Genomic DNA, 19,210 nt, shown 5'->3' on the forward strand with positions numbered 1-19,210 from the left:
CCGTAACAGTTGCGAAGTGTACGGGGACAGATTGCAGAATAGCCAACAATACAGTTGCGTGACAGCACCCGGCCAATTTCCCAGGATTGCGTGCTTGGTTGTAGGAGCGGCCTTGCGTCGCGAAAGGGCCGCAGCGCGGCCCCAGCGCTTTATGTGTCAGCGCAAAATCCGGAGCCTGCTTCGCCCCCCCCTTTTCGCGACGCAAGGCCGCGCCTACAACTGTTCGTCGATCGTTGAAGGGATCAACGCGCCGGCGCGAGCTTGCCCTTGTCATCAGAGAAGACGATCTCGACCCGGCGATTCTGCGCCCTGCCCCGCTCCGACGCGTTGGCCTCGATCGGGTACTGGTCACCGTAGCCTTCAACCTGCAGACGCTTCTCGTCGATACCCAGGTCCGCCAGCATGTCGGCCACTGCCTGCGCGCGATCACGCGAAAGCTTCAGGTTGTCTTCCGGCGCACCGGTGCTGTCGGTATACCCCTCGATTCGCACCACCCGGCGCGGATTGAGTTGAAGGAACTGCACCAGCTTGAGCACGGTGCGGCTGGCCGAGTTTTTAAGGTCGGCACGCCCGGTGTCGAACAGCACGTCACCCAGGGTCATCACCAGGCCACGGTCCGTCTGCTCCGAAGCCAGCGCGGCAATCTGCGATTCGACCCACTTGCCTTGCTGCTGGACGCTGGCCAGCTTCGCCTCACGCAGCGCCAGCTGCAGACGCTGACGCTCAAGGTCGAGCTTGGCCAGGCGCTCCTGGTTCAGCGCGAGCTTGGCGTGCTCGCTGGCGATTTCGCTGTAGCGCTGACTCAGGTAGGCGTAATGGCGTACATCGGTGCCGGTGCCGATATAACTGGAAAGGCGCTCGGCCCGCGCCAGTGATTCACCTGCGCGGATCACGTCGCGGGGTGCGCTGCGCAGCACGTCGGAATCGTCCTTGACCTTCTGGAAGGTTGCACTGGCCTCATCCAGTGCCGCCTCGCTGCGCTGGCTGGCGCAACCCTGCAAGCCTGCGGTCAACGCCAGCAACACCAGCGCGGCCATGGGTGTAGAACGCATCATGGCTGCACCTCCAGCTGTTTGCGCAGGCGCTTGACCCGCGACTGCAGCAGTTGCAGCTGCTCTTCACTCTTCTGGTTCAACACCTGCGCCTCGGCAAGGCGCGCATCCAGCTCAGCCTGCTCGGCACGCATGCGCGCATCGCGAAAGTCTTCGGTGAGCATGTTGGTCTTGGCCCGGGCAAGCTTGTCTTCGGCCAGCTTCAGCGCTTCGACCTGGTCGGTGGCGCCGACAGCCTTGGCCTGTTCCAGCGCCTGCTCGGAAATGCGCAGTTGCTCGTTCGGCGCCGGGTCGTTGGCGCAACCCGCCAGGCCGAGCACGGCCAGAGCAAGGATCAGTGGTTGGATTCTCACGCAATCTTCCTAGTGTTTGGGGGCGTCCAGCGGCACCTGCATCTGCGCCTTCCAGCGCTCGACATTACGTTGCAGCACAGCCTCGGACGCACCGGAGATCGGCAATTCTGTCAGTTTTTTCGCCAATTGCCCACGCAGCCAGCTGTCATTGCATGCCGAGTTGTGTGACACGGCCAGGTACAACCCAGGGCGATCTACCGGCAGGCCGCGGGCAATCAGGTCGTTGCTCATGCCCAGGCTCTGGATCATGGCCATGCCGGAGTAGCGCCCGGCAAGCACATAGTCCACCTGCCCCAGCACTAGCTTCTGGAACGCCTGGGTCAGGTTCTGCGCCGGCTGCAACTTCAGGTGCGCTTTGGCAAAGGCTTCAAAGGCGGGGGTCAGACGTGCACGCTCGGACAAGCTGCCCTGGTAGTTGGCCAGATCCGCCGGGCCATTGAAGGCCAGCTCAGCGTCATGACGGGTCCAGACCAGGTATTCGTTCAACTGCAAAGGTGGGTGGATATAGTCCAGCGCCGTCAGTTGCCCGACCTGCAGCGGGGTATCGAGCAGCAGGTCCATACGCCCGCTGCGAACCTCCTCAAGGGCCTGGTCGCGCCGACCGGCACTCAGCACGTCCACCTTGACCCCCAGCTCGCTGGCCACCTGCTGCAACAGCTCGACATTGGCGCCAATCAGGTGCTTTGGGTCCTTCGGGTCCTGCCAGGAGTAGGGAGGCGCATCAGGGCTGCCGGTCGCCACCAGGCGCTCGCACTTGCCTGCTGCCATTGTCGCCGACGACAGCAACGCCGCCATGCACGCCAGCACCCCGCCTGCTTTGCCAAACCTCATGCTCACTCCTGGCTGTGACACTGAAATCCATAAAAAAACCCGGCCCTCAGTACGAGGGCCGGGCTTCTTTATAAGTGAAGCAGGCGGATCAGACCAGCTTTTCCAGCTCCGGAACCGCTTCGAACAGGTCAGCGACCAGGCCGTAATCGGCAACCTGGAAGATCGGCGCTTCTTCGTCCTTGTTGATCGCAACGATCACTTTGGAGTCTTTCATGCCCGCCAGGTGCTGGATCGCGCCGGAGATACCGACGGCGATGTACAGCTGCGGTGCGACGATCTTGCCGGTCTGGCCGACCTGCATGTCGTTGGGCACAAAACCTGCGTCGACCGCAGCGCGCGAGGCGCCCACAGCAGCGCCGAGCTTGTCGGCGAGGCTGTACAGGTGCTTGAAGTTGTCGCCGTTGCCCATGCCACGGCCGCCGGAAACGACGATCTTGGCTGCAGTCAGCTCTGGGCGGTCGGACTTGGCCAGCTCTTCACCCACGAAGGACGACTTGCCAGCGTCATGGGCGGCAGCGACGGTTTCAACCGAGGCAGAACCGCCTTCGGCCGCGACTGCGTCGAAACCGGTGGTACGCACGGTGATGACCTTGACCGCAGCGCTGGATTGCACAGTGGCAATGGCGTTACCGGCGTAGATCGGGCGCTTGAAGGTGTCGGCCGATTCGACCGCGATGATCTCGGAGATCTGGTCGACGTCCAGCAGTGCGGCAACGCGCGGCAGGATGTTCTTGCCGTTGGTGGTGGCCGGGGCCAGCACGTGGCTATAGCCCTTGGCCAGCTCGACGATCAGCGGCGCTGCGTTTTCAGGCAGCAGATGGGCATAGGCGGCGTTGTCAGCAACCAGCACCTTGGCAACACCGGCGATCTTGGCAGCGGCTTCGGCGACACCACCGACGTTCTGGCCTGCGACCAGCACGTGCACATCACCACCGATTTTGGCGGCAGCGGCGACAGTGTTCAGGGTGGCCGGGGCCACGGCGCCGTTTTCGTATTCAGCGATAACCAGGATAGTCATTTAGATTACCTTCGCCTCGTTCTTCAGTTTCTCGACCAGTTCTGCCACCGACTTGACCTTGATACCCGCGCTGCGTGCAGCAGGCGCTTCGACCTTGAGGGTCTTGTTGGTGGAGGCCAGGGAAACGCCCAGCGCGTCTGGCGTGACGGTTTCCAGCGGCTTTTTCTTGGCCTTCATGATGTTCGGCAGCGACGCGTAGCGCGGCTCGTTCAGGCGCAGGTCGGTGGTGACGATCGCTGGCAGGTTCAGCGATACGGTCTGCAGGCCGCCATCGATTTCACGGGTGACGTTCAGCTTGTCGCCAGCGACTTCCACCTTGGAGGCGAAGGTACCCTGGGCGTAACCGGTCAGCGCGGCCAGCATCTGGCCGGTCTGGTTGTTGTCGCTGTCGATGGCCTGCTTGCCGAGGATGACCAGCTGTGGCTGCTCTTTGTCGACGATAGCCTTGAGCGCCTTGGCCACGGCCAGGGAGTTCAGTTCGTCAGCGGCTTCTACCAGGATGGCGCGATCGGCACCCAGGGCCAGGGCGGTACGCAGTTGCTCCTGGGCGGTGGTCGGGCCGACGGAAACCACGACGATCTCGGTCGCAATACCCTTTTCTTTCAGGCGTACGGCTTCCTCAACGGCGATTTCGCAGAAGGGGTTCATGGACATCTTGACGTTTGCAAGGTCGACGCCGGAGTTGTCCGCTTTGACGCGAACCTTGACGTTGTAGTCGACCACTCGTTTGACAGCTACAAGAACCTTCATGGATTCCTCGTTACTCTCCGGTGAATAGAAAGTCGCCTGGGGACATGCCCGGCGATGCGCGTGGGTACAAGGGCACCTCTAAAAACGTACCGGGTAGAGCAAACTTCAAGGTGACCGAGCAGTCTTGTCATGACGCTTGCGGCAAATACCCGCGGGTCATTTTCTGTGGTGGCGTGTAAACTCCACTACAAACCGTGAATTGGCCGCAAAGCCTTACTCCACACCTGGTTTTTAGAGGTGTACCTGCGCCCGGCGACAAGCCTACGGCGAACGTAAAACCGCTCGTATCTTGACCGCAACACCCAATCCGGTCAATACGGCAAATCGGTCACCCTCCAGCCGCACTCCTGTGATTTTACTGGCCTGCGGCAAATTCAAACAAACGTTTGTATTGGACCCGCCAAGTGGTGTAGATATAATGCGCGGCCAAGACAAAACGGTGTAGTCCATCCTCTGCGCTGCTACAGCTCCGCGCCCGTGAAGCGCGGTGCGCATGATCACCCCACACCCATAAGACCAAGCAACAGCACGAGCCTTGATGAGTAGGAGAGAACCAGTGGAACGCGAATACATGGAATTCGACGTGGTCATCGTCGGCGCCGGCCCGGCGGGGCTGTCCGCCGCCTGCCGCCTGAAGCAGAAGGCCGCCGAAGCCGGTAGCGAGATCAGCGTCTGCGTGGTCGAGAAAGGCTCTGAAGTCGGTGCCCACATCCTCTCCGGCGCGGTATTCGAACCGCGCGCACTGAACGAGTTGTTCCCCGACTGGAAAGAACTCGGCGCACCGCTCAACACTGCGGTAAAGCGCGACGACATCTACGTGCTCAAGGATGGCGGCAGCTCGATCAAGGTCCCGGACCTGTTCGTGCCCAAGACCATGCACAACGAGGGCAACTACATCATCTCGCTGGGCAACCTGTGCCGCTGGCTGGCCCAGCAGGCCGAGAACCTGGGCGTGGAGATCTACCCAGGTTTCGCTGCCCAGGAAGCGCTATTCGATGAAAACGGCGTGGTGCGCGGTATCGTCACCGGCGACCTGGGTGTCGACCGCGAAGGCAACCCGAAAGACGGCCTGTACACCCCTGGCATGGAACTGCGCGCCAAGTACACGCTGTTCGCCGAAGGCTGCCGTGGGCACATCGGCAAGCAGCTGATCAAGCGCTTCAACCTCGACAGTGAATCCGACGTCCAGCATTACGGCATCGGCCTCAAGGAAATCTGGGAAATCGACCCGAGCAAGCACGAACAGGGCCTGGTGGTACACACTGCCGGCTGGCCGCTGGACGTGGTGAGCACCGAGAACACCGGTGGCTCGTTCCTGTATCACCTGGAAAACAACCAGGTGGTGGTCGGCCTGATCGTCGACCTGTCCTACGCCAACCCGTACCTGTCGCCGTTCGACGAGTTCCAGCGCCTCAAGCACCACCCGGTGATCAGCCAGTACCTCGAAGGCGGCAAGCGCATCAGCTACGGCGCCCGCGCCCTGGCCAAGGGCGGGATCAACTCGCTGCCGAAGATGGTCTTCAACGGTGGCGCGCTGATTGGTTGCGACCTGGGCACCATGAACGTGGCCAAGATCAAGGGCAGCCACACGGCGATGAAGTCTGGCATGCTCGCCGCCGACGCAGTGGCCGACGCATTGATTGCCGGCAGCGAGGGTGGCGACGCACTCACTACCTATGTCGACGCCTTCAAGGCCAGCTGGCTGCATGAAGAGCTGTTCGCCAGCCGCAACTTCGGCCCGGCCATGCACAAGTTCGGCCCGTTGTTCGGCGCAGCCTTCAACTATGTCGACCAGAACTGGTTCGGCGGCAAGCTGCCGTTCACCTTGCACGACACCAAGCCGGACTACGCCTGCCTCAAGCTCGCGGCCGATTCGAAAAAAATCGACTACCCGAAACCAGACGGCAAGCTCAGCTTCGACAAGCTCAGCTCGGTATTCCTCTCCAGCACCAACCATGAAGAGGAACAACCCTGCCACCTGAAGCTGACCGACCCGAACGTGCCGATCGCCAGCAACCTGCCGCTGTACGACGAACCGGCCCAACGCTACTGCCCGGCCGGCGTGTACGAAGTGGTCAGCCAGGAAGACGGCAGCAAGCGCTTCCAGATCAACGCGCAGAACTGCGTGCACTGCAAGACCTGCGACATCAAGGACCCGGCCCAGAACATCACCTGGGTTACCCCTGAAGGCGCCGGCGGGCCGAACTACCCGAACATGTAAGGCCATGCCCCTGCAGCAACAAAAGCCCCTGCCTCCGTGGAGTCAGGGGCTTTTTGTTGCCTGCTCGCATCAGGCTGTACGCACTTCCTCGAACAGTTCGGGGTGGCGATCCAGTAGCTTCAGCAGCTTTACCAGCGCCACGGGTGGCGTGGTCTTGCCATTTTCATAACGGGAGAACGCATTGACCCCGCCACCAAAAATTTCCCCCGCTTGCCGCTGATCGAGGTCGAACTTCCTGCGTATGGAGGCAATGAAAGAAGGGTCCACTACAGTTGCATTGACTTGGCGCTCAAATGCCGTCATCAGATCGCTGACACGCATGGCTTGATCATGGCTCAGCACGCACTCACCGCATGCGGAACAATAATCGCCACTTACGTCCGGGATCAGGGTCGTCTCTCCCTTGTAGCGATAAGGCATGCCCTGAGTGTCAGGTGCAAGCTCGGCACCCCCGCAAATTGGACATCTCATGATTACAACTCCTTGAAGGCACGATAAGCACGTCGTTGACCACGGACACTTTCAGGTAAACGTAGCCAACCGCTGTAAACGGGCGGTATACGTCCTGCCAAACCCGGTGATCAATATGGCTGGTCATGCTTTTGTAGAAATCAGTGCGCTTCAAGCTAGTGATTACCTCAAGCATTCCCGGAAAATCCATTCCTAGCGCCTTAGCATCTCTTAATGCAGTGCCCGTAGGGCTGACGCGCCTTGCCGCAGTCAGGGCTTTTATCCGCTCCAGCGGGCAATGAGGCGTTCTCTTTTCCATGAGAAATTAACCTTCCAGGTTAAATTGGGCTAATAGGTTATTCCAATAGCCCCCACCTGGAAGTCTGCCCCACCCCCCACCTGCCTCTAATGCCTCATTTGTCACCACACATGATCGGCATCCGCTCCGCCGCAAACGCCAAAGGCTCACGACGCCCGAAATACAGGGCCGTGAGCAGCCCCACCGCGCCCATGATCAGACAAAAGCCGACACACACCCACGGGCTCCACGGCATCAGAGCGATCAGCGCCAAGGGCGTGGTACTCGCCCACAGGGCATAGGCAATGTTGTAGGTGAAGGAGATGCCCGAAACCCGGATCTGCGCCGGGAACAGCCCGACCATCACCGACGGCACCACGCCCACCACGCCGCAGCACAGCCCCGCCAGCGCATAGGCCAGCCAGGTCATGCCCCACTGCCCCACCAGGCTCGCATACAACGCCGCGATACCCAGCGGCAGCAGCAGGCTGTAGATCATCAGCGCACGCCAGGCGCCCAGGCGATCGACCAGCAGCCCGGCCAGCACACAGCCGATATTCAGGAACACGATACCTACACTGCTCAAGGCAAAGGTGTGCGCAGCGGTCATGCCGAAGCGCTGCTGCATCACCGTCGGCGTGATCACCACCAACACCACCACTGCCGACGTCAGCACGCAGGTCAGCAGCGCTGCCGGGAGCAACGCCCCACGATGCTCGCCCAGCACCCGCCGCAGGGGGAACGCCACGGGTTGTTCCTTACGCTCGCGCAAGGCCATGAACACCGGTGTTTCACTTAGCCAGCGGCGCAACCACACGCCGATCACACCAAATACCCCCCCGAGCAGGAAGGGGTAACGCCAGGCGTAATCGAGAATTTCCTGCGCGGTAAACGCCTGGGCCAACAAGGTCGCGGTCAGCGCCCCCAGCAGGTAGCCAAAGGTCAACCCGGCTTGCAGGAAACCCAAGGCATAACCGCGCCGACCTTGCGGCGCGTGCTCGGCAACGAACGTCCAGGCGCTTGGCACCTCCCCGCCGACCGCAGCCCCCTGCAGAATGCGCAGTGCCAGCAAAATCAGTGGCGCCGCGTAGCCGATGTCGGCATAGGTTGGCATCACCCCGATCAGCAGGCACGGCAGGGCCATCATCAGGATGCTCAGGCTGAACACCCGCTTGCGCCCCAAGTGATCGGCGAAATGCGCCATGACGATGCCCCCCAGCGGCCGCGCCAGGTAGCCCGTCACGAAGATTCCGAAGCTTTGCAGCAGGCGCAGCCATTCGGGCATTTCGGGCGGGAAGAACAACTTGCTCAGGGTCAGGGCGAAGAACACGAAGATGATGAAATCGTAGATTTCCAGCGCGCCACCCAGCGCCGCCAGGCCCAGGGTCCGGTGGTCGCCACGGCTGAACCGGGGCGGGCGAGCGGTATCGATGGCAGTCATGGCAGGGTCCGCAGATCGGCAAAGGGCAAGAGGATAGCAAATACCTGCCTTGCCCTGCCCGCCTTGGCGCTAGCGGCTGAACACCGTCTGCGCGAAGTTCACCCGCGGGCGCAGTGTGCTGGCCGGAGCTGCCACAGGCAGTGGCAGCTTGCCGACCAGCAGCGGCGCGTCGATGATCGCCATGAACGACTCGAGCGCCTCGTTATCCGGCGCCTGCGGCAGGCTCAGGCTGACGGACTGGCGTTCGGTCTGCGGCACGGCGGGCACTTTCAACTGCGAGGAGTGATAAAGCAGCGCATGCTGGATCTGCGTGCTGACCCGGCAGAAGCGCGCCAGGTCGACGCCAACATGGCTGGCCAGCTCGATGTTGCCCAACAGCAGGTGAAAGGGCTGCAAGGCACACTGCACCAGGCGCTGCAGCTCCTCGAAGCTGTCCACGGGTGCAATCCGGTAATAGCCAAGGCCATTGAGCAGTTTCTCCAGCTGCAAACGCTGGCAAGGATGCTCGTCGGCGATGAGGATGCGCAGGGTCTTGTTTGCCATTGTCGGACCTGGGCAGTAGGTAAAAAGGGACACTCCCTGACCATACTGCGCCAGTAACGGCAATCGCCAAAGCTATGCCTGGCTGGGGTCTCTCTTGATAGTTGTCGGGAAACCCGCAGAAATCAAGTGACGGGGTGACGGAATTTTCATCCGCCTTTCACCCGTTTTTCAGGATTCCCACTCGCGCATGCGCACACGGCAGTGCTTCATGGCATTGACGATGTGCTTTTCAACCACACTGCGGGACACCCCCAGATGCTCGGCAATCTGCTGATGCGACAGGCCATCGAGCTTGCGCAGCAGGAAGCAGTCGCGACAAACCTTGCCCAGTTCATCCAGGGCGCGCTGCATCAGCGCCAGGCGCTGGTCGAGCTGCATGTCGTGGGTGAGTGCCGGGCTGTGCCAGCGCTCGTCGCTGTCGAGTACCTCCAGCGGTTCGGCCTGACGCACCTGGTGGCGCCGGTGACGATCGACCACCAGGTTGAGCGCTGTGCGGTAGAGAAAGGCACGCGGATGCTCGATCCGTTCGGCATCGGTACGTTCCAGTACCCGCAGATAGGCATCGTGCGCGACGTCTTCGGCAGCCTGACGACTGCCCAGGCGCGCGGAGAGGAAGCCCACCAGTTCGCGATAGTAATGTTCCACGACGTTACCTGAGGTCGTCCTGCCTGCCTTTGCCAGAAAGCCGTTTCGGGCAGCTACGCGGGACTGAGTGATGTCAACGTGCGATAGTACAAACTATAATTATTCTCAGCAACACGGCATCCTCCCCTCCGATCACGCTAAATCCGTACCGTCAGCCTTCGTCTAACTGGGACCTCAGTGCGCGCCGCTTTCTTGGCTGTGCGTGGCCATCACCCCTGGCTGGAAGTCTGCATGAGACGTTTACCCCACACCCGCCGTCGGATACTGCTCGGTGGCTTGGCCCTGCTAAGCCTGGGCAGCTTGCTGGCCTGGAAGACCCTGCCCTTCGGCGCGCAGCCGTTCAGCACGGTCGCCGTCACCCGCACCGACATCGAAAGCAGCGTCACCGCCTTGGGCACCCTGCAGCCGCGGCGCTACGTCGACGTGGGTGCCCAGGCTTCCGGGCAGATCCATAAATTGCACGTCGAAGCCGGCGACCCGGTGCGCAAAGGCCAGTTGCTGGTCGAGATCGACCCCTCCACCCAGCAAGCCAGGCTCGACGCCGGGCGCTATTCGATCGACAACCTCAAGGCCCAGCTGGCCGAGCAGCGCGCACAGTTTCAACTGGCCCAGCAGCAGCTCAAGCGCCAGCGCGACCTGGCCGCCGCCGGGGCAACCCGCGACGAAGACGTCCAGGCCGCCGATGCCCAACTCAAGGTGACCCAGGCACGCATCGAAATGTTCCAGGCGCAGATCCGCCAGGCCCAGGCCAACCTGCGCAGTGACGAGGCGGAGCTGGGCTATACGCGGATCTATGCGCCCATGGACGGCACCGTGGTGGCGGTCGATGCCCGTGAAGGCCAGACCCTCAACGCGCAACAGCAGACGCCGTTGATCCTGCGCATCGCCAAGCTTTCGCCCATGACCGTCTGGGCCCAGGTATCGGAAGCCGACATCGGCAAGGTCAAACCCGGCATGACCGCCTACTTCACCACCCTGGCCGGCGGCAAACGCCGCTGGACCAGCACGGTGCGGCAGATTCTGCCAATCCCGCCCAAGCCGCTGGACCAGACCAGCCAGGGCGGTGGCAGCCCGGCCAGCGCCGTCAATGGCACCACCGGCAGCCAAGTGGTGCAGTACACCGTGCTGCTGGACGTCGACAACCCGGACGGCGCCCTGATGGCCGAGATGACCACCCAGGTGTTCTTTGTCGCAGGCCAGGCCAGCCAGGTGCTGACCGTGCCACTTGCGGCGCTGGACGACAGCGAAGGCCTGCGCCTCGCCCGGGTACTCAACAGCAAAGGCGAAGTGGAACAGCGCCAGGTGCGTACCGGCCTGAGCGACCGCCTGCGGGCGCAGGTGCTCGACGGCCTCAGCGAAGGCGAGCGCCTGGTCATCGGCGCCCCCAGCGTCAGCGGAGGTTGAATGACGACGCCCCTGATCGAACTGATCGACATCCGCAAGTCCTACGGCGGCGTCGATACCCCCAAGGTCGACATCCTCCAGGGCATCAGCCTGAGCATTCACCCTGGCGAATTCGTCGCCATCGTCGGCGCATCCGGTTCAGGCAAATCGACGCTGATGAACATCCTCGGCTGCCTCGACCGGCCAACCGCCGGCAGTTATCACTTTGCCGGCAAGGACGTGGCCGAGCTGGACAGCGACGAGCTGGCCTGGTTGCGCCGCGAAGCCTTTGGCTTCGTGTTCCAGGGCTACCACCTGATCCCCTCGGGCTCGGCGCAGGAGAACGTCGAGATGCCGGCCATTTACGCCGGCATCGCCGCCAGCGAGCGCCATGCGCGCGCAACCGCCCTGCTCACCCGCCTTGGCCTGGCCAGCCGCACCGGCAACCGCCCGCACCAGTTGTCCGGCGGCCAGCAACAACGGGTGTCAATTGCCCGGGCGCTGATGAACGGCGGCCACATCATCCTCGCCGACGAACCCACCGGCGCGCTCGACAGCCACAGCGGCACCGAAGTCATGGCGCTGCTCGACGAACTGGCCAGCCAGGGCCATGTAATCATCCTGATCACCCACGACCGCGAAGTGGCGGCGCGGGCGCAACGGGTCATCGAAATCCGTGATGGCCTGATCATCAGCGATTCGGCCGCCGAGCATACCCCCGTCAACACCGACCAAGGGCTGCAGGCCGACGACCTGCGCCAGCGCCTGGACCGCGGCGCGACCCTGCGCGGGGCATGGAAAGGTGAACTGATCGAAGCCCTGCAGGCGGCCTGGCGGGTGATGTGGGTCAACCGCTTTCGCACCGCATTGACGCTGCTCGGCATTGTCATCGGGGTGGCCTCGGTGGTGGTCATGCTGGCCGTCGGCGAAGGCAGCAAGCGTCAGGTCATGGCGCAAATGGCGGCATTCGGCTCGAACATCCTCTACCTCAACGGCAAGCCGGCAACGCTCGGCGAGCAGGCCGGCACCATCACCCTCGACGACGTCGCCGCCATCGGCGAACTGCCCCAGGTCAAACACGTCATGCCTGTGATTGGCGAGAAGATGATGGTGCGTCACGGCAACAACAGCCAGCAGTTCTATGTCGGCGGCAACAACACCTGGTTCCCGGAGATCTTCAACTGGCCAGCGGTCGAGGGCGCCTTCTACACCGAGGCCGACGAAGCCAATGCGGCGGCCGTGGCAGTGATCGGCCAAAAGGTGCGGGAAAAGATGCTCGACCCCGGGCGCGACCCGTTGGGGCAGTACATCCTGATTGGCAACGTGCCGTTCCAGGTCGTCGGCATCCTCGCCGGCAAGGGCGCCAGTTCCGGCGACCAGGACAGCGACGGGCGCATCGCGGTGCCCTACTCCGCCGCGGCGATCCGCCTGTTTGGCCAGCGTGACCCGGACTACATCACCGTTGCCGCCCTCGACTCCACACGGGTCAACGAAGCCGAAGCGGCCATCGATCAGCTGCTGCGCCAGCGCCACCAAGGCCGTCAGGACTTCGAGCTGACCAACGATGCGGCATTGATCCAGGCCGAAGCACGCACGCAGAACAGCCTGTCGCTGATGCTGGGGGCGATCGCCGCAATTTCACTGCTGGTGGGCGGCATCGGGGTGATGAACATCATGCTCATGACCGTGCGCGAACGCACCCGTGAAATTGGCATCCGCATGGCCACCGGCGCGCGTCAGCGCGACATCCTGCGGCAGTTTCTGAGCGAGGCCGTGATGCTGTCGATGGTGGGCGGCATTGCCGGCATCGTCCTGGCCCTGGCCATCGGCGGCGGCCTGATGCTGGCCGAGATCGCCGTGGCCTTTGCCCTGCCTGCCATATTCGGCGCGTTCGCCTGCGCTGTCGTCACCGGCATCGTGTTCGGCTTCATGCCAGCCCGCAAGGCCGCCCGACTCGACCCGGTCAAAGCCCTTACCAGCGAATAACCCATGACTCTGCCAAGCCGTATAAGCCTGTTGACCTTGTGCCTGAGCCTCGCCGCTTGCAGCACGCCCCCTACTCCCGAAAGCGGCATCACTGCACCGCAAGCCTGGCAAGGCGAGGTCGAGCCGTCATCTGCCCAACTGCCGTCAGCACAATGGTGGCGTGCCTTCGCCAGTAGCGAGCTGGACCGCCTGGTCGAGCGCGCCCGGCTCAACGCCCACGACCTGGCGGCTGCCACGGCACGGGTGCGCCAAGCCCAGGCCCAGGCTGTTATCGCTGGCGCGCCGTTGCTGCCCGAACTGAACCTGGGCCTGGATGGCAGCCGCCAACGCCTGTTGCATGGCAAAGGCAACGACCAGTTGGACGTCAGCAGCAACGAGCGCACCAGTACCTCCTTCGACCTGAAACTCAGTGCCAGCTACGAGATCGATTTCTGGGGCGGCCTGCGCGCCGCCCGCACCAGCGCGATGCACAGCCTCGACGCCAGCCGCTTCGATCGGCAAACCGTCGAACTGACCCTGGTCAGCGCCGTGGCCGACAGCTATCTGCAAGGCCTTGCCCTGGCAGAACAGTTGAACATCGCCCGGCTCAACCTGCGCAATGCGCGTGACGTACTGGGCCTGGTCGAAGCCCGCCAGCGCACAGGTTCGGCCACGCGCCTGGAGCTGGCCCAGCAGCGCAGCCTGGTGGCCGCCCAGGAGCGACAGGTGCCGTTGTTTGAACAGAAATGGCAAGACAGCCAGGTCACCTTGGCCACGCTGCTGGGCGACCCGGTCCAGGCCCTGCCGCCCAGCCGTGAAGCGATCGATGCCCTGCAGTGGCCAGCCATTGGCAGTGGCATCCCCAGCGAGCTGCTAAGCCGTCGCCCGGACATCGCCGCAGCCGAAGCACGGCTGGCAGCGGCAAGCGCCGACGTACAGGTGGCCAGGGCCGCCATGCTGCCGAAGCTGACCCTGGGGGCCAATCTGGGCAGCGGCGCCAATACCTTTGCGCGTGTCTTCGACAGCTCGTTCTACACCCTCACTGCCGGGCTGGTCGCGCCGGTCTTCAACAACGGCCGGTTAAGGGCCTCGCGCGACCTGGCGGAAGCCGAACAGGTCGAACTGTTGGAGACTTACCGGGGCAGCATCCTGGCGGGTTTCGCCGATGTCGAGAAAGCGCTCAACGCTATTCATGGCGTGGACCGCCAGCGCCAGTGGCAGGACGAGGAGGTGCAGCAGGCGCGCCTGGCTTTTGACCTGGCCCAGCAGCGTTATGGTGCAGGCGCCGAGACCCTGCTCAGCGTGCTGGAAACCCAGCGCACGTTGTACCTGGCGCAAGATCAACAGGCGCAGTTACGGCTGGCACGGTTGCAAGGGAGTGTGGCGCTTTACAAGGCGTTGGGGGGTGGGTGGAAGGTTGGGCAGTAGCTGGGCGTAGGGCGGTAGATTTTCGGCGCCTCAGTGCCAGGCTTGGCATTTTCAGCGCCTATGAGATCGAGCGCCGCCCGCGCGGCGCATCGCGGCGCAAGGCCGCTCCCACATTTGTTTCGGGCCAGTCATGCCTGCGACATAGGCGCTCGACCCCTTGTTTGTACGACGCGATATCGAGGTGAACACCAAAGGGGCCGCGCACCAATGCTTCAGGAATAATTGGCCCGAAACAAATGTGGGAGCGGCCTTGCGCCGCGATGCGCCGCGCGGGCGGCGCTCGATCTCATGGGCGCTGCAAAAGTACCGCCCTACGCCCCGAGGCTACCCCCAACCGATATCAACGCCCCCGCACGCCCACCTTCAAATTCCGCGCATACCAAGGCCGCTGTGGCACCTTGGGCCGCAACGTGCCAAACAGGTCCTCATCGCTATAGATAATGCGCAAGGCCAGCTTCATCGTTTCCGGGTCCATCTCCACACTGCGCCCCGGCCGCAACCCCGGCACCGTAGAGCACCCGTGCGTATCAGGCCCCAACCAAGGGTCGGCCACTTCAACCCAGCGCCCTGGCGCAAACCAAGGCACACCATTGATTTCAAGGCGCCGCACCTCACCGGGGTGAACCCGCTCATGGGCCCGAAACCAGTCCTCGATGCGGTCGTCGATCCAGCCATGAAACTGCCAGAACACCGGGTTCACGTGGGATGAAAACGGGTCGCCAAGAAAGTCGTTCTCCGCCGCGAACCAGCGCAAGGCGAAATCGTCAGGCGTGCGCGCCGTCGGCACCGGCATGCCGTTGACAGGGTCACGCGGCACCGAAGCCCAACGCATGTGCAGCCAGTCATGCAGGCCCAGCTCCACTTCCGAACCGAACTGGCCCAAGGTCAACGTGCTCAGGTATTCAGGGTCACTGTAACGCGACTCCCAGACCTGGAAGTTGCCATGGTAGGTATCCGGGCTCTTGATGTCGCGCACCCACTGGGTGTATTCCGCGTCGCCGCTCGCCAGCCAGGTGGGCGGCAAGGCATTGCCGTCGTGGTTGTCGAAATAGCGGGCGAAGCCTGCGCGGTCGCGCTCAAGCTCCGGCTGTGGCTGCGGAAACCGCGCCCATGAAGGCAGGTCCTGCAAGGCTCGCGCGCTGCCGAGCATATGCCGGTGCATGAAAAAGAAGTCTTCGCCCGAGCCGTTGCGGTCCTTGTGCCGGCCACGCGCGTCACGCTCCCGCTCACGCGGCCCCGGCTGCCAGCCCAAGCCGCGCAGGGCGGCATGTTTTTCCTTGTCCAGCTTGTGCCATTTGTCACGCGAGGCATGCCACAACTGGTGAAACAGACGGTGCTCCGGGGTGATCAGCCAGGCCAGCAACTGCGGGCTCAGTGGCGTGCGCTCACGCGCCTCGGGGAAGGTGTGCTTGAGCGCCAGAAAGTGGTTGTCCTGCACCGGCAACGCCAGCGCACGGTCCAGTTGCGCAATGCGCCCATTGAGGGTTGCTGGCCCGGCATTGCCGAAGCGGCCCCAGACCTCGTCGATGACGATATGGCATTCATAGCGCGCCTGCGTTTCGCCTGGCTGGGTCGAGAACAAGCGCCAGCGCAAGGTGCCTGGTTTGTCTGCCAGCAGGTCGCCCACCACCCGGTAGCGCGGCTGTTCATCACTGCGCAGACGCTCGGGGGTGTCCAGATAACCACGCAGCGCCCGCCCACTGGGTGCAACATCCAGGAACAACTCCAGTTCGCCGTCAGGCAAGCCTTGCAGGCCCGCGTCCTTGCCCTGCAAGGTCCAGCGCCAGATCCCGCGCAAGGTGTCACCCAACTGCTGCAACGGTGTATCGGCCAGTTCGACGACCGCCTCGCCGGGGGTTTCCGGGAACGCTTCGGCGGCCCATTGGCGCTGGGCATACCACGCACCGGGCACCACCGCGCCCGTCAATGCCACACCGGCGATGAACCCACGTCGAGAAATCGTCATTGCAACTACCTGTGCATTGATTGCGGCCATGGAGCACGGCCCGTCCAAGGCTAGAACGTTGTACACAGCGCAAAATTTACCGTTGCTGGCGCAGACGAGCCGCCGTGGCTGGCTAAATTTCCACACGGCAGGCTCGTTCACTCCAGGTAGCGGCGGCCTCTGTGCCCATCCCTCGACGGTGAACCTACTGAGACCAAGATGACGACTCCACGCTGGAAGAAAGCCCTGTTTATCAGCCTGGCCGCGGCCGTGACCGCAGGTGCCGGTTTTGCCGCCTGGCACTACTTCAACACGCCGGCAGGCTACTCCAGAGAAGTGGTGCGCCAGGCCAACGACCTGCAGGAACGCATCATCTCGTTCGACAGCCATGTCACCCTGCCGCTGACCTTCGGCACCGAAGGCAGCGAGGCTGATAAAGACGGCAACGGCCGCTTCGACCTCGCCAAGGCCGCCCGCGGGCGGTTGTCCGGCGCCGCACTGACCATCTTCGCCTGGCCCGAATCCTGGACCGGCGACGATGGCCCGCACCGGCCGACCGCAGGCTTCGTCGAAGCCGCGCGCCACACCCAGGAAGTGCGCTACAACGCCATCGACGCCATGGTCCGCGACTTCCCCGAGCAGGTCGGTATCGCCTACACCCCGCAAGACATGCGGCGCCTGCATGGCGAGGGCAAGTTCGCAGTGTTCCTCAGCATGCTCAATGCCTATGCCCTGGGCGACGACATCGATCAGCTGGACCGCTGGGCCGCACGCGGCGTGCGCATGTTCGGCTTCAGCTATGTGGGCAACAACAGCTGGGCCGACTCTTCGCGCCCGCTGCCGTTCTTCAATGACACCGCCGATGCCCTGGACGGCCTTTCGCCGGTCGGCAAACGTGCCGTGCAGCGGCTCAACGACCTGGGCGTGATCATCGATGTGTCGCAGATGTCGAGCAAGGCGCTGGCCCAGGCCATCAGCCTCAGCCGCGCGCCCGTGGTGGCTTCGCATTCGGCCCCGCGGGCCATGGTCGATATCGCCCGCAACCTGTCCGACAAGGAGATGCAGCTGATCAAGGACAGCGGTGGCGTGATCCAGCTGGTGGCGTTTTCAACCTATCTCAAGCCGCTGAGCCCCAAGACCCAGGGCAAACTCAACGACCTGCGCGCCCGCTACGACCTGCCGCCACTGGCCAACCTCAACTACGCGTTGATGCCGGGCGACCCGGTCATCGCCGGCTGGCCCGAACAGAAAGTGGGCCAGTACGCCAACGCGTTGTACGGGATCCTCGACGAAGAACCACCGGCCACGCTCAAGGACTTTGGCGACGCCATCGACTACACGGTGCGCAAGGTGGGCATCGACCATGTGGGCCTGAGCTCGGACTTCAACGAAGGCGGCGGCATCGACGGCTGGCACGACGCCAGCGAAGCGCGCAACGTGACCGCCGAGCTGATCAGCCGCGGTTATTCCGAGGCCGATATCGCCAAGCTCTGGGGCGGCAACTTCCTACGCGTGTGGGAACAGGTGCAGCACGCCGCACAACCCGCCACCACCTCGTCCCGATAAGCCTGCGAGTGCCTTCATGAACCATCGCCGTACCTTTCTCAAGCAGGCAGGCCTCCTGGCCGCCGCCCTGCCCTTGGCCAGCCAGTGGCTGCCGGGCGCACACGCCGCCTCGCCAGCTGCAGGTGGCGACGCCTGGGCAGGCTTTCGCAGCCTGTTCGAGCTGGACCCGGAGTACGCGCACTTCGCCAACTTCCTGATCACCTCACACCCAAAGCCCGTGCGCGAGGCCATCGAAGCCCTGCGCGCGAACTTCGACCGGCACCCAGCACGCATGGTCGACTGGGACAGCCAGGCGGAGTGGAAGCACGAAGCCGCCGTGCGCGAGTGGGCGGGCCGCTACCTGGAAGTGAACCCTCGGCAGATCGCCCTGACCGGCAGCACCACAGAAGGCCTGGGCCTGATCTATGGCGGCCTGAAGCTTGCGCCGGGGCAGGAGATCCTCACCACCGTGCACGAGCATTCGGCGGCGCGCCATACCCTGGGCTTTCGCACCGCGCGCGATGGCACGCCGGTGCGCAGGTTGCGCCTTTTCGACAACCCCGCGTTGGTCAGCACTGACCAGGTACTGGGCACCCTCGCTGCGGCCATCAGCCCCAAGACCCGCGTGCTGGGCATGACCTGGGTGCATTCGGGCAGCGGTGTGAAGCTGCCTGTCGGCGAGATCGGCGCACTGGTGCGCGAGGTCAATCGGCAGCGCGACGAGCGCGATCAAATTATCTATGTGATCGACGGCGTGCATGGCTTCGGCGTCGAGGACATGCGCTTTGCCGACCTGAACTGCGACTACTTCATCGCCGGCACACACAAGTGGATGTTCGGGCCACGCGGCACCGGGATCATCTGCGCGGCCTCCACCGAGCTCAAGCACCTGAACCCGACCATCGCCACGTTTTCCGAGAATGAAGACTTCGCCACCGTGATGACCCCCGGCGGCTACCATGCCTTCGAGCACCGCTGGGCGCTGGGCAAGGCGTTCGAACTGCACCTGCAGCAGGGTAAGGCGAAGGTCCAGGCGCGTATTCATGGGCTCAACGACTACCTAAAGCAACGCCTTGAGGCGCTTGAGGCGGTCGAGCTGGTGACGCCCCGCAGTGCTCATTACTCGGCAGGTTTCACCTTCTTCAGGGTCAAGGGTCAGGAGGCAGATGACGTGGCTGGGTACCTGAACAGCCAGCGCATTGTCGTCGATGCCGTGTCGCGTGATGCCGGGCCGGTGGTGCGTACCGCGCCTGGGTTGCTCAATACAGAAGCCGAGATCGACCGGCTGGTCGATGTGCTGGGACGGCGGGTGCGCTGAGCTGCAGGAAGGGGCGCAAAGCGC

The 19,210-nt window shown here is 63.4% G+C and carries 17 protein-coding genes; 6 read left to right on the plus strand and 11 right to left on the minus strand.

Annotated features, from left to right (window positions below):
• Positions 1 to 242: 242 nt before the first annotated feature.
• From PC358_RS10155 to PC358_RS10175, 5 genes are all read right to left on the minus strand, one after another.
• Positions 243 to 1,055, minus strand: coding sequence for an OmpA family protein (locus tag PC358_RS10155; protein ID WP_033699283.1), 813 nt, complete (start codon positions 1,053 to 1,055; stop codon positions 243 to 245).
• Entirely contained in the window at positions 1,052 to 1,405 is a 354-nt protein-coding gene (locus PC358_RS10160) for a DUF4398 domain-containing protein (protein ID WP_033699285.1), read from the minus strand. Before PC358_RS10160 ends, PC358_RS10155 begins: the two co-directional genes overlap by 4 nt.
• 9 nt (positions 1,406 to 1,414) lie before the next feature.
• Positions 1,415 to 2,236: a substrate-binding periplasmic protein gene (locus tag PC358_RS10165; RefSeq protein WP_033699287.1), complete on the minus strand. Its 822-nt coding sequence runs from the start codon at positions 2,234 to 2,236 to the stop codon at positions 1,415 to 1,417.
• A gap of 88 nt (positions 2,237 to 2,324) precedes the next feature.
• Positions 2,325 to 3,254 (minus strand): electron transfer flavoprotein subunit alpha/FixB family protein, encoded by a 930-nt coding sequence (locus PC358_RS10170; RefSeq protein ID WP_033699289.1) that lies wholly within the window; start codon positions 3,252 to 3,254, stop codon positions 2,325 to 2,327.
• The gene (locus PC358_RS10175; RefSeq protein ID WP_033699291.1) at positions 3,255 to 4,004 is read right to left on the minus strand and encodes an electron transfer flavoprotein subunit beta/FixA family protein; all 750 of its coding nucleotides are present in this window, start codon (positions 4,002 to 4,004) and stop codon (positions 3,255 to 3,257) included. It abuts the gene before it with no gap.
• A gap of 538 nt (positions 4,005 to 4,542) precedes the next feature.
• Here PC358_RS10175 and PC358_RS10180 point away from each other — a divergent pair.
• On the plus strand, positions 4,543 to 6,225 hold the full coding sequence (locus PC358_RS10180) for an electron transfer flavoprotein-ubiquinone oxidoreductase (RefSeq protein WP_077068488.1): 1,683 nt from the start codon (positions 4,543 to 4,545) through the stop codon (positions 6,223 to 6,225).
• A 69-nt stretch (positions 6,226 to 6,294) separates the two neighbouring features.
• Here PC358_RS10180 and PC358_RS10185 read toward each other — a convergent pair whose 3' ends face one another.
• The 5 genes from PC358_RS10185 to PC358_RS10205 form a co-directional block, all read right to left on the minus strand.
• Positions 6,295 to 6,696, minus strand: coding sequence for a type II TA system antitoxin MqsA family protein (locus PC358_RS10185; RefSeq protein WP_033699296.1), 402 nt, complete (start codon positions 6,694 to 6,696; stop codon positions 6,295 to 6,297).
• Entirely contained in the window at positions 6,656 to 6,994 is a 339-nt protein-coding gene (locus PC358_RS10190) for a type II toxin-antitoxin system MqsR family toxin (RefSeq protein WP_050506087.1), read from the minus strand. Before PC358_RS10190 ends, PC358_RS10185 begins: the two co-directional genes overlap by 41 nt.
• A gap of 94 nt (positions 6,995 to 7,088) precedes the next feature.
• Positions 7,089 to 8,414: an MFS transporter gene (locus tag PC358_RS10195; RefSeq protein ID WP_033699298.1), complete on the minus strand. Its 1,326-nt coding sequence runs from the start codon at positions 8,412 to 8,414 to the stop codon at positions 7,089 to 7,091.
• 69 nt (positions 8,415 to 8,483) lie between these two features.
• Complete coding sequence (locus PC358_RS10200; protein WP_033699301.1) at positions 8,484 to 8,957, minus strand: response regulator; 474 nt, start codon at positions 8,955 to 8,957, stop codon at positions 8,484 to 8,486.
• Between the two features lie 168 nt (positions 8,958 to 9,125).
• Positions 9,126 to 9,602, minus strand: coding sequence for a sigma-70 family RNA polymerase sigma factor (locus tag PC358_RS10205; protein WP_033699303.1), 477 nt, complete (start codon positions 9,600 to 9,602; stop codon positions 9,126 to 9,128).
• Between the two features lie 231 nt (positions 9,603 to 9,833).
• Here PC358_RS10205 and PC358_RS10210 point away from each other — a divergent pair, with 231 nt between their 5' ends.
• Genes PC358_RS10210 through PC358_RS10220 form a run of 3 tightly spaced genes read left to right on the plus strand, consistent with a single transcriptional unit; the run spans position 9,834 to position 14,378 of the window.
• Positions 9,834 to 11,006: an efflux RND transporter periplasmic adaptor subunit gene (locus PC358_RS10210; protein ID WP_033699305.1), complete on the plus strand. Its 1,173-nt coding sequence runs from the start codon at positions 9,834 to 9,836 to the stop codon at positions 11,004 to 11,006.
• Complete coding sequence (locus tag PC358_RS10215; RefSeq protein WP_033699307.1) at positions 11,007 to 12,971, plus strand: MacB family efflux pump subunit; 1,965 nt, start codon at positions 11,007 to 11,009, stop codon at positions 12,969 to 12,971.
• A gap of 3 nt (positions 12,972 to 12,974) precedes the next feature.
• Positions 12,975 to 14,378 carry an efflux transporter outer membrane subunit gene (locus PC358_RS10220; RefSeq protein WP_033699309.1) on the plus strand — a complete coding sequence of 468 codons (1,404 nt, stop codon included), beginning with the start codon at positions 12,975 to 12,977 and terminating at the stop codon, positions 14,376 to 14,378.
• Between the two features lie 340 nt (positions 14,379 to 14,718).
• On the opposite strand, the gene pvdP is transcribed toward PC358_RS10220, so the two are convergent.
• Entirely contained in the window at positions 14,719 to 16,344 is a 1,626-nt protein-coding gene (gene pvdP, locus PC358_RS10225) for a pyoverdine maturation tyrosinase PvdP (RefSeq protein WP_033699311.1), read from the minus strand.
• A gap of 198 nt (positions 16,345 to 16,542) precedes the next feature.
• Here pvdP and PC358_RS10230 point away from each other — a divergent pair, with 198 nt between their 5' ends.
• Complete coding sequence (locus PC358_RS10230; RefSeq protein ID WP_033699314.1) at positions 16,543 to 17,889, plus strand: dipeptidase; 1,347 nt, start codon at positions 16,543 to 16,545, stop codon at positions 17,887 to 17,889.
• A gap of 16 nt (positions 17,890 to 17,905) precedes the next feature.
• On the plus strand, positions 17,906 to 19,186 hold the full coding sequence (pvdN, locus tag PC358_RS10235; RefSeq protein ID WP_033699315.1) for a pyoverdine-tailoring periplasmic protein PvdN: 1,281 nt from the start codon (positions 17,906 to 17,908) through the stop codon (positions 19,184 to 19,186).
• The last annotated feature ends 24 nt before the right edge of the window (positions 19,187 to 19,210 follow it).

The organism is Pseudomonas capeferrum (assembly GCF_000731675.1).
In the GTDB taxonomy this organism is placed as follows: Bacteria; Pseudomonadota; Gammaproteobacteria; order Pseudomonadales; family Pseudomonadaceae; genus Aquipseudomonas; species Aquipseudomonas capeferrum.

Excerpts from the sequence above, each read along its gene's own strand:
- PC358_RS10155 (WP_033699283.1), bottom strand. The coding sequence starts at position 1,055 with ATGATGCGTTCTACACCCATGGCCGCGCTGGTGTTGCTGGCGTTGACC.
- PC358_RS10165 (WP_033699287.1), bottom strand. The coding sequence starts at position 2,236 with ATGAGGTTTGGCAAAGCAGGCGGGGTGCTGGCGTGCATGGCGGCGTTG.
- PC358_RS10170 (WP_033699289.1), bottom strand. The coding sequence starts at position 3,254 with ATGACTATCCTGGTTATCGCTGAATACGAAAACGGCGCCGTGGCCCCG.
- PC358_RS10175 (WP_033699291.1), bottom strand. The coding sequence starts at position 4,004 with ATGAAGGTTCTTGTAGCTGTCAAACGAGTGGTCGACTACAACGTCAAG.
- PC358_RS10180 (WP_077068488.1), top strand. The coding sequence starts at position 4,543 with ATGAGTAGGAGAGAACCAGTGGAACGCGAATACATGGAATTCGACGTG.
- PC358_RS10185 (WP_033699296.1), bottom strand. The coding sequence starts at position 6,696 with ATGAGATGTCCAATTTGCGGGGGTGCCGAGCTTGCACCTGACACTCAG.
- PC358_RS10190 (WP_050506087.1), bottom strand. The coding sequence starts at position 6,994 with ATGGAAAAGAGAACGCCTCATTGCCCGCTGGAGCGGATAAAAGCCCTG.
- PC358_RS10195 (WP_033699298.1), bottom strand. The coding sequence starts at position 8,414 with ATGACTGCCATCGATACCGCTCGCCCGCCCCGGTTCAGCCGTGGCGAC.
- PC358_RS10200 (WP_033699301.1), bottom strand. The coding sequence starts at position 8,957 with ATGGCAAACAAGACCCTGCGCATCCTCATCGCCGACGAGCATCCTTGC.
- PC358_RS10210 (WP_033699305.1), top strand. The coding sequence starts at position 9,834 with ATGAGACGTTTACCCCACACCCGCCGTCGGATACTGCTCGGTGGCTTG.
- PC358_RS10215 (WP_033699307.1), top strand. The coding sequence starts at position 11,007 with ATGACGACGCCCCTGATCGAACTGATCGACATCCGCAAGTCCTACGGC.
- PC358_RS10220 (WP_033699309.1), top strand. The coding sequence starts at position 12,975 with ATGACTCTGCCAAGCCGTATAAGCCTGTTGACCTTGTGCCTGAGCCTC.
- pvdP (WP_033699311.1), bottom strand. The coding sequence starts at position 16,344 with ATGACGATTTCTCGACGTGGGTTCATCGCCGGTGTGGCATTGACGGGC.
- PC358_RS10230 (WP_033699314.1), top strand. The coding sequence starts at position 16,543 with ATGACGACTCCACGCTGGAAGAAAGCCCTGTTTATCAGCCTGGCCGCG.
- pvdN (WP_033699315.1), top strand. The coding sequence starts at position 17,906 with ATGAACCATCGCCGTACCTTTCTCAAGCAGGCAGGCCTCCTGGCCGCC.